At 34.8% G+C, this 16,149-nt stretch carries 15 protein-coding genes; 9 read left to right on the forward strand and 6 right to left on the reverse strand.

Going from position 1 to position 16,149, the window contains the following annotated elements; genetic code table 11:
• Positions 1-109: 109 nt before the first annotated feature.
• From BUE22_RS05525 to BUE22_RS05535, 3 genes are all read right to left on the reverse strand, one after another.
• Positions 110-1,111 (reverse strand): aldo/keto reductase, encoded by a 1,002-nt coding sequence (locus tag BUE22_RS05525; protein ID WP_073394077.1) that lies wholly within the window; start codon positions 1,109-1,111, stop codon positions 110-112.
• A gap of 81 nt (positions 1,112-1,192) precedes the next feature.
• Positions 1,193-2,035, reverse strand: coding sequence for a helix-turn-helix domain-containing protein (locus BUE22_RS05530; RefSeq protein ID WP_317043525.1), 843 nt, complete (start codon positions 2,033-2,035; stop codon positions 1,193-1,195).
• Between the two features lie 370 nt (positions 2,036-2,405).
• The gene (locus tag BUE22_RS05535; RefSeq protein WP_073394079.1) at positions 2,406-3,056 is read right to left on the reverse strand and encodes a DUF1349 domain-containing protein; all 651 of its coding nucleotides are present in this window, start codon (positions 3,054-3,056) and stop codon (positions 2,406-2,408) included.
• Positions 3,057-3,197: 141 nt separating this feature from the next.
• Here BUE22_RS05535 and BUE22_RS05540 point away from each other — a divergent pair, with 141 nt between their 5' ends.
• Positions 3,198-3,965 (forward strand): response regulator transcription factor, encoded by a 768-nt coding sequence (locus tag BUE22_RS05540; protein WP_073394080.1) that lies wholly within the window; start codon positions 3,198-3,200, stop codon positions 3,963-3,965.
• A 54-nt stretch (positions 3,966-4,019) separates the two neighbouring features.
• On the opposite strand, the gene BUE22_RS05545 is transcribed toward BUE22_RS05540, so the two are convergent.
• Entirely contained in the window at positions 4,020-4,784 is a 765-nt protein-coding gene (locus BUE22_RS05545) for a DUF1349 domain-containing protein (RefSeq protein WP_073394081.1), read from the reverse strand.
• Positions 4,785-5,030: 246 nt separating this feature from the next.
• On the opposite strand from BUE22_RS05545, the gene BUE22_RS05550 reads away from it, so the two are divergent.
• The 5 genes from BUE22_RS05550 to BUE22_RS05570 all read left to right on the forward strand — a co-directional run bounded on the left by BUE22_RS05550 (position 5,031) and on the right by BUE22_RS05570 (position 9,060).
• Complete coding sequence (locus BUE22_RS05550; RefSeq protein WP_073394082.1) at positions 5,031-5,819, forward strand: SDR family NAD(P)-dependent oxidoreductase; 789 nt, start codon at positions 5,031-5,033, stop codon at positions 5,817-5,819.
• A gap of 228 nt (positions 5,820-6,047) precedes the next feature.
• Positions 6,048-6,854, forward strand: a complete 807-nt coding sequence (locus BUE22_RS05555; RefSeq protein WP_073394083.1) for a phytanoyl-CoA dioxygenase family protein — start codon at positions 6,048-6,050, stop codon at positions 6,852-6,854.
• Positions 6,855-7,010: 156 nt separating this feature from the next.
• Positions 7,011-7,697: a CDP-alcohol phosphatidyltransferase family protein gene (locus BUE22_RS05560; protein ID WP_073394084.1), complete on the forward strand. Its 687-nt coding sequence runs from the start codon at positions 7,011-7,013 to the stop codon at positions 7,695-7,697.
• A 1-nt stretch (position 7,698) separates the two neighbouring features.
• Complete coding sequence (locus BUE22_RS05565) at positions 7,699-8,130, forward strand: GtrA family protein (protein WP_073394085.1); 432 nt, start codon at positions 7,699-7,701, stop codon at positions 8,128-8,130.
• Positions 8,131-8,481: 351 nt separating this feature from the next.
• Positions 8,482-9,060, forward strand: a complete 579-nt coding sequence (locus BUE22_RS05570; protein ID WP_073394086.1) for a DUF4833 domain-containing protein — start codon at positions 8,482-8,484, stop codon at positions 9,058-9,060.
• A gap of 617 nt (positions 9,061-9,677) precedes the next feature.
• Here BUE22_RS05570 and BUE22_RS05580 read toward each other — a convergent pair.
• The gene (locus BUE22_RS05580; protein WP_073394087.1) at positions 9,678-10,652 is read right to left on the reverse strand and encodes an NmrA/HSCARG family protein; all 975 of its coding nucleotides are present in this window, start codon (positions 10,650-10,652) and stop codon (positions 9,678-9,680) included.
• A 116-nt stretch (positions 10,653-10,768) separates the two neighbouring features.
• Here BUE22_RS05580 and BUE22_RS05585 point away from each other — a divergent pair, with 116 nt between their 5' ends.
• Both BUE22_RS05585 and BUE22_RS05590 read left to right on the forward strand, forming a co-directional pair.
• Positions 10,769-11,149, forward strand: a complete 381-nt coding sequence (locus tag BUE22_RS05585; RefSeq protein WP_073394088.1) for a winged helix-turn-helix transcriptional regulator — start codon at positions 10,769-10,771, stop codon at positions 11,147-11,149.
• Between the two features lie 150 nt (positions 11,150-11,299).
• Positions 11,300-11,809: a response regulator gene (locus tag BUE22_RS05590; RefSeq protein WP_084540210.1), complete on the forward strand. Its 510-nt coding sequence runs from the start codon at positions 11,300-11,302 to the stop codon at positions 11,807-11,809.
• Positions 11,810-11,911: 102 nt separating this feature from the next.
• Here BUE22_RS05590 and BUE22_RS05595 read toward each other — a convergent pair whose 3' ends face one another.
• Complete coding sequence (locus BUE22_RS05595; protein ID WP_073394089.1) at positions 11,912-13,903, reverse strand: PAS domain-containing sensor histidine kinase; 1,992 nt, start codon at positions 13,901-13,903, stop codon at positions 11,912-11,914.
• 627 nt (positions 13,904-14,530) lie between these two features.
• On the opposite strand from BUE22_RS05595, the gene BUE22_RS05600 reads away from it, so the two are divergent.
• Positions 14,531-16,144 (forward strand): sensor histidine kinase, encoded by a 1,614-nt coding sequence (locus BUE22_RS05600; RefSeq protein ID WP_084540211.1) that lies wholly within the window; start codon positions 14,531-14,533, stop codon positions 16,142-16,144.
• Positions 16,145-16,149 lie beyond the last annotated feature (5 nt).

Genomic DNA, 16,149 nt, shown 5'->3' on the forward strand with positions numbered 1-16,149 from the left:
TTATCTAAATAAAAAATGATTCTGGAATTATTGACAAAAAATAAAGTCTGCTCACACCACAGCGCGAGCAGACTTTATTTTTGCTGTTATTTTAAATAAAAAGAGCTACTTAGTGATTAACCATCTTCATTGCTTCTTCACTGTATCGCTCTCCAATTATAGGGTATCTATTAATTAATTCATTAATAACTGTAAGATCAGCGCTTGACAATTTAACTTCAATTGCACCAACATTCTCTTCCAGATAATTTCTTTTCTTGGTTCCCGGAATAGGAATTATATCTTCACCCTGCGCTAACACCCAAGCCAAAGCTAGTTGTGCGGGTGTACAACTTTTAGAGGCTGCAAATGCTGCGAAATTTTCTATAAGCTTATTGTTGTTGTCAATATTTTCACTTTGATAGCGCGGAAGCGTTCTTCTGAAATCATCAATGGCAAGTGTATCCACATTAAGTTTATTGGTAACCAGACCCCGCGCCAAAGGAGAATAAGGGACAAGAGAGATACCAAGCTCACGAGTAGTTTTTAATATTCCGTTTTCTACATCTCTTGTGAGAAGTGAGTACTCACTTTGAACAGCAGAGATTGGATGTACAGCATGTGCTTTTCTTAAAGAATTGGCAGAGACTTCACTAAGTCCGAGATAGCGAACTTTGCCTTCTTTTACTAAATCTGCCATTGCCCCAACAGTTTCCTCAATCGGGACATTTGGGTCAACCCGATGCGCATAATAAAGATCAATTGTGTCAATTTTCAAACGCTTTAGACTCTGTTCAACTGCAACTTTCATCCAGGCAGGAGAGCCGTCAAAGTAGGTTCCTGAAGCACTGCTTGGCCCCGCAATTCCATCTTTAAAACGAAATCCGAATTTTGTTGCAATAAATATCTTATCGCGGTTAGGGACAAGGACTTTAGAGATGAGTTCTTCATTGGCACCGTTGCCGTACATATCGGCTGTATCCCAAAAGTTAACCCCCAAATCAAGTGCTTTCTCCAGCGTAGCCAGACTTTCTTTATCGTCTGCCGGACCATAAGCAAAGCTCATGCCCATACAGCCTAAACCAAGTGCGGATAGTTCCTCACCGGTAGTTCCGAGTTTTCTGTATTCCATTTTTATCTAATTTTGTTTCTACAAATGTAAACCTGAAAACACAGTCGGGACTTATAGCGATCAAACAGTTAATTATAATATTCAAACAGTTATTCTCAGCTGAGTTGGTGCCAAACCGGTGTGCTTTTTAAAAAAGAGTGTAAAATAAGAAGGATATTCAAAACCAAGGCTGTAGCCAATATCGGCAATATTCCAATCTGTGTGCTGCAATAAGGTTTTAGCTTCTTTAATAATACGCTCTGCAATATGAGTTGATGTAGTTTTTCCTGTAATTTCCTTTACCGAACGATTAAGATGATTGATGTGTATGGATAAAGAATTGGCATAATCTGCCGGATTTTTTAATTTTAATGTGAGTGAAGGAGAGTCAATTGGAAATTGTCTTTCGAGCAATTCAAGAAACAAAGCTGATACCCGGGAAGAGGCATTTGTATAGGTATGAAAATTTGTGGCAGCATTATTTTTCATGGCCTCATGAATTATCAGATGCAGATAGCTGCGCAGAATATCGTACTTATGCGGATAAGTAGAGAGCATTTCGGCTTGCATCTTCATATATATGGACGAAAGTTCCTTTAATTGAGTATCATCGGGAAAAAATATCGGATTACATCCAATTTTGAATAAAGGAGAATCCAGTAAGCTATTCATGCGTTCGCTATGCTGTATAAAATCTTCGGTAAACAGGCAGTACCAACCGGACTGATCCTCAGATTCTGCTTCCCACGAATAAGGCACCACAGGATTAGAAAAGAGTAGGGCAGGTTTGTCAATCTGTATCCATTTGTCGGCATAATAAATCTTGCCCTTGCCGATGATTAGAGAAATCTTGTAAAAATCCCGTCGGCTGTAAGGACTTACTTCGGCACATGATTCTCTGGTAAAAACATTAATATGGCCGATCCCGGCATTATTAAGTGGCACATTTACAGGTGCATGGTTTGGCAGTCGTTTATAAAATTCGCTAACGGTTTCTGCTTGTTTCATTTCGTAAATTTATAAAAATAAAACAAACCTTAAAATAGGGAATTATAATTTAACAAAGCAGTTGCTTGTGATTTTTTATCAAGATGCGTATTTATTTTCATCTTCTGTTGCTGGCAGGTTACTTCCGGTGGAGCAACCAGTTCTCCATTAAAAAAATCAAAAAAACGTTTTACGTAAGCCTGTTCCAATAACGCATTGGTAACTTACGTAGGTTTATCGAACCTTACCATATAATTTGATTTTGTATAAAAAAACTGCTGAACTTATCGGGTTCAGCAGTTGCATGTTGTAATTGATTCTACAAAAACTATTGATTGTTTTTTAACCACTCCAAACGTCTTTGATCCGGAAGATGCGTAATTTTAAAATCTTCGAAAGTAGCCGTAAAGCCTTTTCCATCAGGACTTGCAGCCATCATGCCCACTTGTACCGTTTTAAATTCCGGAAAATAAACGGTATTAGTCATTGTATAATTAATCCCATCAATAGAATAAAAAATCTCCAGTGCATCTAGTCGGCGTACGGCCTTCATCCATACATTTTTAGGTTTTTCTTTTAAGCCAAGAACACTCCAGGAACTTTTATCGATAGTATGAACAGTACTAATATTATAAACTCCGTCTACATATTCGACACCAGTTTTTACGTAATTGTTTTCATCAATTCGAAGCATAAGGCAAACCTGATCGAATCTGGTCTTATAAACACCGCTCATTTTTACAACAACTTCAAACTCGCCACTTCTCTCCGTATAGAGAAAAGGTCCATCGTATACAGTAAAACCGTAGTGGCTTTTGTTCCAATAATCAGATTGTGGTGTAACCTGCATAGTAAGTTTATTGTCCTTTATTTCCCAGTCAGCCGGTTCATTGAGCCAGTTCATTGAAGTTAGTTTTTGAGCGTTTCCTTTTACAGCCATAATGCATATACATATTAAAACTAAGTGAATTCTCTTCATGATTTCTTAAATTTGGATTTTATTAATAATTTACAAAGAATGTAATTTGAGTTTTTTACAGCAATAGTTAAATATAACCATTTTTAAAATCACTCTAATCTCCTTTCTTATAACTTAGTACAGTAATAACGAATTATAGTTATGAATCCTATCTCGAACTTAGAAGACAAATTTTCTTTTGAATCAATAGACAGCCCTGAAAAGCGTAAAGAAGCATTAAATGAGGCTATAGTAATGATGGAGGCCTACGTGAAATTAGATAATTCAGTAGCTGTACTCTCAGATTTAGCGAGTAATAAGAGCTATATATTTGCGGGTAATTTTGGCCGTTTTTTTGATATTCATACATCCGGCTTTACAACAATTGATTCTATTTGGGAAGAGGACATTTATAACCGCATTCATCCTGATGATCTTTTTCAAAGGCATCTTTTGGAACTGGAGTTTTTTAATTTCTTAAAGACAATATCTTCTGAGGAAAGATTAAATTATGCTACAAAATGCAGAATTAGAACCTTAAATACTAAAAAGGAATACCAGTATATTTTGCATCGCAGTTTTTATATGAAAAACAGTTCAGAAGGCGGATTGTGGCTTGCTGTGTGTCTATATAATTATTTATTAGAAAAAACAGCTGGTGCAAATGGTATAGAGGGAAAAATTATCAATACTAAAACAGGAGAAATCTTTTATGTAGATACCTATGAAAATTGTGTTGATCTTTTGACTTTGCGTGAAAAAGAAATTTTAGTTTTAATTAGTAAAGGTATCATTAGTAAAGAAATTGCTGCGAAACTCAATATCAGTATTAATACTGTAAACAGGCACAGACAAAATATTTTGGAAAAACTAAATGTAAATAATTCTATTGAAGCAGTTCGAACAGCAGGAGCTTTAAATTTGTTGTAAATTATTGGATAACTGCGAAGCCGGCAGACTTCGCAGTGCAAAAGGTATTTTAAATTAATTTCCCATTCTGAAATCAGTAACACTATTTTGAACTAAGCTTAAATCTTCAAAGTAGCTTAATGAACCTTTGTCAACTGGACATTGGTTACTAATTCCTACCCAAATTTCAGATGGATAATTGTTTTTGTATAAGCGTACCATGTGCCAGTCTTTTTTATCATAAGAGTAGTAACTAGCAATTGTTTGTGTATCTGAAGAGATTTTCATGTAAATAGATGGAGTAGTTACGATATCATGATTATTATCGTCAGATGTACCTATGGTTCTAACACTTACTACACGGTGTTTTCCACGTTCATCTTGTTCAAAACATAGTTTTTGCCAAAAATTATCATTCACATAAATATACAATACACCGGCATTGTACAAACCTTCTTTTGTAAATTCAGGAGTTACTTTTGAAATTAAAGTGAAAGGTTTTTTATTGTCGATTTTAGATAACAAAATAGGAGCGGTGTTGTTAGATAATTTTTCGTTTGGATCACAAAAATAATCCTTTTTGGCTCCCGCTTTAAATGTTACTTTGCCATTAGCATCTGCTGTAGCAAGTGTATCTGCACCATTAACCGATTTCGTAAAATGGATTCCCGAAATGGTAATATCGCATGTTGTTCCATTTACACGCGCCGAATCTTGGTTTGTGATTTTAGTTTCGTTTACGGTTTCGGCTGTAGATTGACTCGATTTATTCTTGTTTTCGCAATTGGCAAAAAGAGCAATAAGCAACAACGAACTGATACTAGTGATTTTTGTTTTCATAAAAAATATTGTTTTTATAATTAAGGGGGAGGATTTTAATCCACTAAAAAATATTTAGCAATACAAATGTATTGGAACTTTAATCTTGTAACAATAGTCAAAATTAACCATTTATTACTACGATGAGTATTTTGAAAAATAATATTTACAGCACTGACAGTTGCTTTATTAGATCAAATATTATGTAAGTTGTACATCCAACGGTTTACAATTAATCTTTATATTTGAAAGATTAAAATTAATAAAATGAGCGAAAAAACGAAACCGTATGCCTTAATTACTGGCGCCAGCAAAGGCATTGGAAAATCTATTGCTTATGAATTGGCTAAACAGGGTTATCCACTATTGCTTGTTGCAAGAAGTGAAGAGGAGTTAAAAGCACTATCTGATAATCTTCAAGCTAAATACGGCATCAAGGTGGCTGTTTTATCAATTGATCTTTCTATAAATGATGCATCGCAAAAAGTAACCGATTGGATAAAAATGAATAACTATGCAGTTGGCATTTTAGTAAACAATGCGGGTTATGGTGTTTGGGGTGATTTTAGTCAATCTTCGCTAACTGATCAGCTTGGCATGATGCAACTTAACATGAATGTAGTTGTAGAACTTTCACATTTATTAGTACCTATACTTTCACAAGAAAAGCAAGCCTACATTTTAAATATATCGAGTACTGCTGCATACCAGGCTGTACCTACGCTGGCTGTTTATTCGGCTACAAAGGCTTTTGTTTTATCGTTTACCCGTGCCTTACGTTTTGAACTTGCCCAAACTTCAATTTCAGTAACCTGTTTTAGCCCGGGTCCGGTTGATACTGGTTTTGCTTCAAGAGCTGGTTTAGACGCTTTTAGCAAAATGGCTGAAAAGTTTAATATGCAGCCTGATGAAGTTGCAAAAATGGCTGTAAAAGCCATGTTCAACAAAAAATCAGAAGTTATTCCGGGTTTTACAAATATCATTTCGGTTTATGCCAACCGTATACTACCAAAGGCTTTTATCGAAAAAATGGCAGCCGGGATTTATAAAATTTAATTTTTTCAAAAAAAAATAAAAAAAAATTCTTTGCAAATGAGAAATTATATTACATTTGTATAAATGTCTACTAATTCTATAGAGTATATCTAATATGAGAAATGAGTTTAATTTTACTAAAGATCGAATGCACGCCAACACTATGCGAATGTGTTGCTGTTGTTGCTGTTGCTAATCCTTTAGATAAAATTTCAAACACTATTATTTCAATTATTAAATATATTTATCATGGTATCTTCTTATAAAACTTTTACGCTTACTGAGCAATTAACTGCTGAGCAAATCAACTTTTTTAACGAACATGGCTTCATCCATTTCAAAAAATTTATAAATCCGGAAACGGTTTCATCCATCATTGATGCGTCAAAACAAGTGGAGCAAAAATGGATTGACAATGACCTTCAAAAAGTAAATGGTGTTCCGATTAAGTATGGAAAAGATTTAGATGGTTCTCCAATTGTACAGCGTTTTGCTTTTATCAATCAACATCATCAAACCTTAAGCGGTCTTTTACTTGATCCAAGATTTAATAGTTTATTACCATTGGCAGGCGATGGCGCAAGATTAGGTACTGAAGAAAAAGACGGAATGGTTTTTAATCATTACATCAATGGGCCAGAAAGTAAGTTTACTAAAATGGGCTGGCATACAGATGGTTTGCGAGATATTTTTTATGGTGCAAAATTAAACCCGATGCTCAATGTGGGTATTCACTTAAGCACTTTACAACCCGAAAACGGCGGTCTTAAAATCATTCCGGGTACACACAAGCAAAGTATTTATCAAATGCTTTTTCGTAAAAAGTACTTTTTAGATAATAAACCCGATCCACAGGAAGTATCCATCACTCCGGAAGCTGGAGATTTAACCATTCACGATGGCCGTTTGTGGCACAGAGTGGCTGAATCTTCTATCCGTGGCGAAGACAGTAGAAGGAGAGTTATTTATATTCCAATTATAGCAGGAAAATATGCTCCTAAAAACGAGAACAGTCCAACGGTTTTCTATCAACGTTTTGCAGGTATTGTTAAATAATTATGCTGATTGTCCTCGCATTTAGTTATCTGGTTAGATCAGGTAAGCTAAAAAGAACCACCGATTTCTTTAAAAATACGCAAAGAAAAATAAAATTAAAAATTATAAAACTAGAATTGGTATAATACTATCTGGCTTATAAATATTGCGATATTAATGAGAAAAGAAACACAGGTTGAAGATCATAGTGCAATTGTACAAAGAACATTTTCAGACCGTAAGCGAACTAATATTTTAAAAAGGGCTGAACAGTCAACGATTGTATTTTTGCTGCCAAAGGTGCCTAAATTCATTTCGCCAAACCTACTCACTTTAATGGGGACACTGGGCTCTGGATTGGTTTTTTTAGCTTTTGTTTTAGGTATTTATGTAGCAAACTGGTATTTGCTTTTGGGTATTATCGGTTTGGCTATAAATTGGTTAGGCGATTCTTTAGATGGAAGATTGGCTTATTATAGAAATATTCCACGTCGTTGGTATGGTTTTGCACTCGATATTATTGCCGATTGGATTGGTATTGTACTTATAGGCTTTGGCTACTACATTTATGCTAAAAATGGCACACAAATAGTAGCCTTTGCTTTTGTCGCATTGTATGGCTGGTCTATCATCATCAGCCAGTTACGCTACAAAATCACAAATGAATACAGTATAGATTCTGGCGTTGTTGGTCCAACTGAACTTCGATTTATTATTGCCTTAATTTTAATTATAGAAGTTTTATTTAATGGATCAATTACATATCTGGCTGGCTTAATAACTATTATATTGCTTATAATTAATATCGTAGATAGCTTAAAACTTTTAAAGTTGGGCGATTTAAAAGATAAAAACCAAGACTGATATGTTCCCGAAAAAATCTATTTTCACTTTTCTACAAGCACAAGTTGCGGCATTTTTAGGAGGCATTACCGATTATGGCTTAATGATTTTATTAACAGAAGTATTTAAATTGCATTTTACCTTTTCAATTCTAATCTCCGGAACCGTTGGCGCCATTGTCAATTTCAGCATCAATAGATTTTGGGTATTTAAAAACAAATGTGGTTATCGCAGCCGTATCAATAGTCAGCTTTTTAAATTTGCGTTGGTGGTGTTGGGAAGCATTTCCTTAAAATCATTTGGTACGCTTATTTTGCAAAAAGTATTTCAAATCGATTATAGAATCGGAAGATTAATCACGGATAGTTTTGTTTCTTATGGATTTAATTATCCACTCATTAAATATTGGGTTTTTAGGATAAACGAAAAAGAGAATGCAATTGAATCAAATTAGAAAATCCGTTTTTATCAGCGTTTTCGCTTTTGCGAATCAGTAAAATCAGCGTCTAATTTTGACGCGGATAAAACAGATTTACTTCGTAAAAACGCGGATAAAAACGGATTTGATTTGCAATAATTTTATTTTCTAAAAGCTTAACTTAATAACATTGAACCTCGGGATAGATTTTATATATAAAAGAAGAAAACAAAAAAAACTTAGTTTCAACACATAATCCCGAAGCTTCGGGATTTGTTTTAAACAAGTGAAACGTCTTTTTTAAGCGTCCTGAATCTATGTTTCCAGCCTGCACTAAGCGGAGTAGAAGTGTGTTTAAAATATTTGCAACCAATGAAAATTTCGTTTATGAATAAATTACCATTTAAAAATTTTAGAAAATCACTAATTGTTATAACGATCTTAGTAAATATAATTTCTGGTAATCTATTGGCACAAACCAAAAATCCATCACCATTACATTTCCCAACGCCTAAAAATATAGATAATATGCTGTTTTACATTCAGCGTGATCCGAATATAAATACTGCTATTTATGCCATAAACTACCAGGAAAATGGAAAAATAAACAAAAGCAATCCTATAAAAGCGTATTGGATTCGATATGCTGAGAAAGGAGAAAAAAAAGATTTTAGTTATATACAACGTAAATTTGCATACGGAATAGAAAGTAAAGCCTCAAATAATGAGGAGTTTGAGCTTCAATTTGTATCGTATAAAAAATTACCCTTAACCTTGAAAAAGATAGATTCAGATCAAAAATATCATGTTTTTGTAAATTTAAATCAGAAAAGAATACAGGTAGAAAAAATATTTGTGCGCATTGAAGGAGGTTCTTTTTGGTTACCAAATGTTAAGTATGCCGAAGTTACCGGAATTGATGCTTCCTCAAATAAAACAATTACGGAAAGAATGTTATTAAAATAAGATGCCTATAATATTTAGAAAGAAAATTTTTAAAATAAGCTCTAGTTGAATAATTACTTTAGTTAGACTGTCTTATCCTTATGATACTGCAGGAGCCACTGTTCCATTCGTTGGAGGAGTCTTACTTCTTTTGGGTCACCCATTGGGTTTTCAAGTCCGTTTATGGTCCTGCTTATGTTAAATTTTTTATTTTCAAACTTACAGGTAAATTTCGGAAATTCATTATGGGTAATAGTCCAATGATCGTCGGCTGTTTTATTAATTGCAAATTTTTTCATTTCACGGCTGGGCAGTTTGTTGTATTTGAATTATAAACGGTAATGTGTTTTGATTATTATGGTTGAATCAGGTGGCCGTAAATATACGACTTAATTGAGACTGTATCTCTTAGAGTCTTAATTACAATTACTAATGTCGTGTGTACTTCATTTGCTTTAATATTTGAAGTTTTGAGGATGCACACGACAATAATCCTGTTATAGGATAAAAACTGATTTTTATAGGCAATAATAAGCAAGATCACAAAAGCCACTGTGCAATAACTCTCATTTGCGAAAACTAGAATTTATTTCTTTAAGTTTGCTGATGGGCCGCGATTTATCACAAAACATGCGAAATTAATAGGATCGCTTTAAACCTTTCCAGCCTGTTCGAATTAAAAATTGTTCCCAGGAAAGGCTTTGCGGATTAATTTTTTTGCTCCATTGTAAATCGCGATTTTCTGCAAAATAACCATATTCAACAGCATACTCGGCCATTCCAATTATCTCATCCACTAAAGTTTCATTGGAACTGAATTCTGGAAAATGTTTCAGAAAATCGTTTCGCGTATATGCCGAACTGTACACAGCTTTCATGCCTGTAACCTTTATAAAAGTATCAACTATTTCCTGAGGCGATAAAATATCACCAATCACAGGTAATGAGCTGCCTGCATATTTATCTGCGTTAGAGAAAATTTCTAAAACAGCTGGACCTGTAGCAGTAAGAGGGTCAACAAACGGTGCACGAAAGTCTTTTGGTAAGTAAATTGGAAAGACAAGAATATCGTCCTTGACAATCGGGGTATAAAATTCGAGGAAGTTCGTATAAAAAAAGGCCATATAAATGAATGAACTTTTAATTGGCAGTGTTCGTATATACGTCTCAATATTGGCTTTGTGGGTGAAATGTGGCGCAAACTTTTTTCCTGACGTAATTCTATCAACATTTTCCAGGCTGCTAAAAATTAGGTACTCAGCCTTTGCCTCAAGTGCTGCATCTGCAAGTTCCTTTCCCAACGCAAATTCATGCGTTTGCGGAGGTGCAATACCGGGCGTTATCAAAAAAATGCCGTATGAGCCACGGAAAGCCTCGACAAAATCTTTTTTATAACCCAAAGTAAGAGGTATACTAATTAGTTCAACTCCTTGTTCTATCAGACTTACAGCTTCCGGAGAATCGAGTCTTCTGGTAATACCACGTACTTGATATTGTCCGCTCTGTATTAGCGACTGTGCAACACTGTAGCCTTGTTTGCCTAAAACACCAACAATGGTAATGAGCGGTTTGCTACTTTTAATTGATTTGGATGCTTTAAAATCATTTTCCATAAGTTCTATTACTTTGATTAATTTTGGACTATAAAAATTATAGTTGCAAAACTATTCATAGTTAGATAAATTTGCAATAACTATCTATTTGGATAGTTGGTCTAAAAAAGAAGTTTATGAAAATTGAATGTCAAAGTGATTATATAAAACTGGATAGCAAATTGTACCCATGTACTGTTAGTATAGCTATGGATTTAATTGGTGGAAAGTGGAAAGCGGTTATTTTGTATCATTTAAAAGACACTGATAAACGGTATAGCGAACTTAGAAGAGATATTCCGGCTATTACAGAAATGACTTTGAGCCTCCAGTTAAAGCAGCTTGAAAATGACGGTCTTTTATCACGTACTGTTGAAGGGAAAAAACCTCCGATAAAAGTTGTTTACAGTTTAACAGATTTTGGAAAATCCTGCATACCATTACTAAATGCAATAACGGAATGGGGAAATAAGGCTGCCATACATAAAGGTGAATTTGTAAATCACAAAATGCTTTAAAACAATAGATTGTGAATTTTAACAATCGTATAAAAGGCTATAAAGGATATCGCTGGCTGTTAATTTGTAAACGCTTTTAAGATTATTGCCTGGTGGCAATTTTAGTAAGCATTTAAATAGTACTTTTGGAAATTGTAAAACCGTTTTGACATGATAAATTCTGAAAACCCAGTTGGAACTACTAAAGACTTAAAAGAAATCGAGCCAGTAAAAATTATATTGGCTGAGGATGACAAAGATGATCAGGAATTATTTAAGGAAGCTCTTGATGCAACAAAAGTTCCTACTGAAGTTATTACAGTAGACAACGGCGAAGAACTGGTTAATGCCTTAAAGGATGGGTCTGAACCAAAACCTGATATTGTTTTTATCGATATAAATATGCCGATTAAAGGGGGTAAGGAGGCGCTGGAAGAAATAAGGAGCGATCAGGAACTGAAGGAGATTCCTGCGGTTATGCTCTCGACTTCTAATAACCCTAAAGATATTGAAGATACTTTCAATAAGGGAGCAAACCTCTATATACAAAAACCAAATTCTTTTACCAGCTTTATTCTCATTCTGAAAAAAGTATTTATTCTGCACTGGACAAAAGCTTTAATGAATCCGGTTAAAAATATTTTTTTTGTTTCTGAAAAGAATATATCTCCGAAGGATTAAATAGGTTTTAATCGAACCCATTTCCCTTTCAGACTGAAAGTAAATTATAATTACAGCAATCTTTGTGTTTTTAATAAAGAATCGATCACCACTCAGATATTATTAATTGTTTATTGGCAGGTAGACGTTAAATATCGCTCCATTTTCATTGCTTTGTAGGGCATCAATCTCACCATTATGATTCTGGACAATTTTTTTGCACATAGCCAGTCCGATTCCTGTGCCTGCAAATTCACTTTTACCGTGCAGCTTTTGGAATATATTGAAAATTTTCTCAGTATCTTCAGGCTTCATGCCGATGCCATTATCAGTAAATTGAATTTTATAATAAGCCAGCCCTTCTTTTAGATTTACTGACTGGATCTCATCGGGAGAGGCAATACTGCAATGAATATGAATTTTGGGCTGCACACCAGGGCGTATAAATTTTAACGCGTTCCCTATCAGATTAAAAAACAGCTGGGACATCTGCAAGGGAATACCTTTGATAACCGGAAGCGCATTCCATGTGACTTTAGCTCCTGTGCGCGCCATTACTACATCATAATCTTCCAGCGCATTTTTGGCCGTATCCTCAAGGTTTACCGTAACGAAATTGGCATCGTCTTTCGGCAGGGCAGAATAGGCGAGCACATCTCGAATAAGTTTGCCCATACGGCTTGTGGCGTCTTTTATTTTATTTATGTATCCTAGTGATTTTTCGTCAAGATGTTCCGTGATTTTGCCCTCGAGCAACTGCATAAAAGTGCTGATTTTGCGAAGCGGTTCCTGCAGGTCATGCGAAGCTATGTAGGCAAACTGTTCCAATTCCTGATTAGAATGTATCAATTGCACGTTGGTCTGTTCCAATTCTTCATTTGTAGCCCTTAATTCCTCTATAACTGCGCCAATCTCTTCGGTACGCTGCTGTATTTGGTTTTCCAGTTCCATCTGGAGTTCCATCTGGATGGTAATATCCTGAGCAGTTCCGTTCATACGGACAGGTTTGCCCTCGGGATCAAAAACAGTTTTACCCTGCGCATGCAATATTCTTTTCTTTCCGGTAGTGGGATGTATTACCGTGTAGGTCTCATCATACAACCCTCCTGAAGCAGGATTCAGTCCCCATGCCACGGCATTTGCTACTCGTTCGCGATCTTCTTCAAGCAGAATCGGTATAACTTCATTATAGTCCTGGGCGGCAGGATCATATCCAAACCATTCAATAAGACGGTCTGAATAGGTTAAACCGTTTGACTCCACATCAATGCTCCATGTGCCAAGCTGGGCAAGCTCAACTGCGCCTCTCATGTTTTGTTCGGCTTCTTCCAGCTTATTGCGCGCAATTACCTCTTCGGTTACGTCAATAGCCGTACAGATGACACCATGGATTCTGCCTTTTGCATCGTACAATGGCTTGTAAGTGTAATCATAATAACCGTAATATGGCGAACCATTCTTAACAAACATGATGCGGGCGGCGGTTTCGGTATGAATTTTTCCCGTATTTAAAACATTACTATAGGCCTGAAACAGATGCGTCTCTTTGATTTCCGGTACTGTTTCAGTTATAGGCCTGCCGATAATCGAATCTCCTTTGCCAAATATTTCAAGCATTTTCTCATTGGCCTCGCGTAAAACCATTTCAGGTCCGGTGTATACCAATTTCGCTACAGGGGAATTATAAAAAACGGTACGCGCAAATTTTTCGCTTTCTTCCACTTTATGCCTTTGATTGACCTGTACTGTATTGTCCATTACCCAGACAGCCACTTTTTTTACATCTCCGGAAACATCTTTTAAAGGGGCATAAACAAAAGTCACGTAACGAGTCTCTTCCTTTCCGTGTCTGATCAGCACAAGTTCAGCCTCATTGACAGAGTACGGTTTGCCGTGAGAAATAACATCCGCCAATGCACTTTCATAGTAGGAGCGCACTTCAGCGAAAGTATCCCAGTAAAAATGACCAAGGATCTCTTCTCGCGGTTTTCCGGCCACTTCTATAAAGCTGTCGTTTACAATTTCGGCAACCAGCGTTTGGGCATCTAAAACGCAGATGCCGACCGGCGCATTCATAACTAGTAAATAGAGTTCCTGTTGGTTTTCGATATTCATATACTTTAGATTAAATAAGGGCGCAGAAGATTCGAAAGTTCTTTGATACTGCTGGGTTTGTCAGGAAACCGCTGGCTTTGAGCTTATAGCTGTTACAGAATCCGAAGATGTAGAAAGAATAATTACTGGTATATCCTGTAAACCTGCCGTCGCTTTTAACGTATCCTGAAATTCTTTGCAATGCTTCGGACGCATCAGTAAACGAAACCTAGCTAACAATATCTCATTATAGAAAGTTAATAATTATAATGAAAATAAAAAAAAATATTTTATTGAATCCTTAGATTAGACTATTATAATGATACGTCACTTTCCTTATCGATTATGTTTTCCACATTTCTAAATATTAGTTTACAATGTTTTTAATTATCATAATGGTAAAAGTACAAGTAAAAAAAAACTTTAATTTATAATATCGAAAAGGAGGTTTATATAATTATCATTGATTAGTCACAATTAGACCTATAAACTAAACAAAATCCAAACTGTTAGAATTAATTAAATGCAACAGTATTGTATAATTAAAAGTAAAAGCAACGATATATCGTTGGCAGTCAATTTTTAGATATTTTAAATTTAGATAAAGAATTATCAATACCTTCGTTAAGCTGATTAATTCCAAAAAAAATGCTCTTAAAGCACTACAGAATAATTCTGTTTCTCCTTGTATGGTTTACATTTGGAGAAGTAAACGCATTGGCTCTTTCGAAGAGCATAATGGAGATAGGAATTGTAGAAAAAGAACTGTCTAATCTGAGAAATGACCTGGCTCAAGAAGTAGTTTATAACGAACTGCAAGTAAAAAAAGCAGAAGAATTACTAAGTAAATTACCTGAAAGCACAGACAAAATCAAAATTTTATTAAAAGTAAGTGACTGGTATGAAGCTTCTTATAATAATCCTAAAACATTGCAAAAGGCATTTCAATATGCTGAGGAAGCTCTTAGGATAAGTCAGGCCATTCATTCTAATATTTATTCTGGTAAATGTTATCTTCAACTTTCGATGGTCCAGGAGTTGAGAAATAACAATTCGATGATAGAAGTCAACGCCAGAAAAGCAATAGAAGTATTAACCAAAACAAATCAAACAGATGATTTGGGAGAATCATGGGTAATGGTTTGGTCAGCTAAAATGCGTACTAATGCACCAATAGCAGAGAGATTAGATCCAATTTTTAAAGCAGCTTCTCTATTTGAAAAGTCCGGAAATAATAAAAGAAGCGGTGACTGCTACAGAGAAATCAGCGAATTGTATTTTTCAATCTCAGATTTTCACAACGCTCTAAATTCACTCAAAAAAGCTATATTTTTCTATAAAAAAGCCAATCTTAAAGAAAGCGATATTTATCCTATTTCCTCCAGACTCAATATTATCTATGAAACTGAAAAGAAAAGCATGGATATTATCAAACTTAAAAACAAAACACTGTTGCAGCAAAGCAAACTTAAAAACGAAGTGTTTTTACGTAATTCCATGGTCATTTTTGTTTTGCTTTTACTTATAATACTTGGATTACTTTATAAAAGTTTTATGTTTAAGAAGAAAACAAACAAGGTACTCGAAATACAAAAAAATGAAATCAACAAAAAAAATAATACACTGCAAAAGCTGGTCGTTGAAAAAGAATGGCTTTTGCGTGAAATTCATCACAGAGTAAAAAATAACCTGCACATGGTGGTCGGTTTGCTTGCAAGTCAGACTGAATTTTTAAAAAATGAAGAAGCTCTTCAGGCAATTAATAGTAGTCAGAACAGAATTCATGCCATGTCTTTAATCCATCAGAAATTATATCAATCAGAGAATTTATCGATAATTGATATGCCGTCTTATATATTTGAATTAACAGAATATCTAAAAGATTCATTCGAAATCAGAAAATCAATACGGTTTGTATTAGATGTTGACAGCTTTAATCTGCCTTTGTCCCATTCAATACCTATTGGACTGATTTTTAACGAAGCAGTTACAAATGCTATTAAATATGCTTTTCCAGATCATAAAAACGGAATAATTGATATTTCCCTTAAAACAGAAGATCATCAAAATTATATTTTAATAATTCAGGACAATGGTATTGGTCTTCCTGCGGATTTTGACCCTTATAACAATCCTTCATTGGGAATAAAATTGATGCATGGACTTTCTGCTGATATCGATGGAAAGTTTCTAATTACTAATGCAAATGGTACTAAAATAACGCTGAAATTCATTTTTAACGAAAATAGTTCTCATTTATAATTTCG

The sequence above is a fragment of the Flavobacterium pectinovorum genome, from assembly GCF_900142715.1.
Classification (GTDB): domain Bacteria; phylum Bacteroidota; class Bacteroidia; order Flavobacteriales; family Flavobacteriaceae; genus Flavobacterium; species Flavobacterium pectinovorum.

What these genes read in the sequence shown, in the direction of transcription:
- BUE22_RS05555 (WP_073394083.1), top strand. Translation starts at nt 6,048, where the DNA reads ATGGTATCTTCTTATAAAACTTTTACGCTTACTGAGCAATTAACTGCT.
- BUE22_RS05535 (WP_073394079.1), bottom strand. Translation starts at nt 3,056, where the DNA reads ATGAAGAGAATTCACTTAGTTTTAATATGTATATGCATTATGGCTGTA.
- BUE22_RS05525 (WP_073394077.1), bottom strand. Translation starts at nt 1,111, where the DNA reads ATGGAATACAGAAAACTCGGAACTACCGGTGAGGAACTATCCGCACTT.
- BUE22_RS05565 (WP_073394085.1), top strand. Translation starts at nt 7,699, where the DNA reads ATGTTCCCGAAAAAATCTATTTTCACTTTTCTACAAGCACAAGTTGCG.
- BUE22_RS05545 (WP_073394081.1), bottom strand. Translation starts at nt 4,784, where the DNA reads ATGAAAACAAAAATCACTAGTATCAGTTCGTTGTTGCTTATTGCTCTT.
- BUE22_RS05550 (WP_073394082.1), top strand. Translation starts at nt 5,031, where the DNA reads ATGAGCGAAAAAACGAAACCGTATGCCTTAATTACTGGCGCCAGCAAA.
- BUE22_RS05570 (WP_073394086.1), top strand. Translation starts at nt 8,482, where the DNA reads ATGAATAAATTACCATTTAAAAATTTTAGAAAATCACTAATTGTTATA.
- BUE22_RS05560 (WP_073394084.1), top strand. Translation starts at nt 7,011, where the DNA reads ATGAGAAAAGAAACACAGGTTGAAGATCATAGTGCAATTGTACAAAGA.
- BUE22_RS05600 (WP_084540211.1), top strand. Translation starts at nt 14,531, where the DNA reads ATGCTCTTAAAGCACTACAGAATAATTCTGTTTCTCCTTGTATGGTTT.
- BUE22_RS05580 (WP_073394087.1), bottom strand. Translation starts at nt 10,652, where the DNA reads ATGGAAAATGATTTTAAAGCATCCAAATCAATTAAAAGTAGCAAACCG.
- BUE22_RS05585 (WP_073394088.1), top strand. Translation starts at nt 10,769, where the DNA reads ATGAAAATTGAATGTCAAAGTGATTATATAAAACTGGATAGCAAATTG.
- BUE22_RS05540 (WP_073394080.1), top strand. Translation starts at nt 3,198, where the DNA reads ATGAATCCTATCTCGAACTTAGAAGACAAATTTTCTTTTGAATCAATA.
- BUE22_RS05590 (WP_084540210.1), top strand. Translation starts at nt 11,300, where the DNA reads ATGATAAATTCTGAAAACCCAGTTGGAACTACTAAAGACTTAAAAGAA.
- BUE22_RS05595 (WP_073394089.1), bottom strand. Translation starts at nt 13,903, where the DNA reads ATGAATATCGAAAACCAACAGGAACTCTATTTACTAGTTATGAATGCG.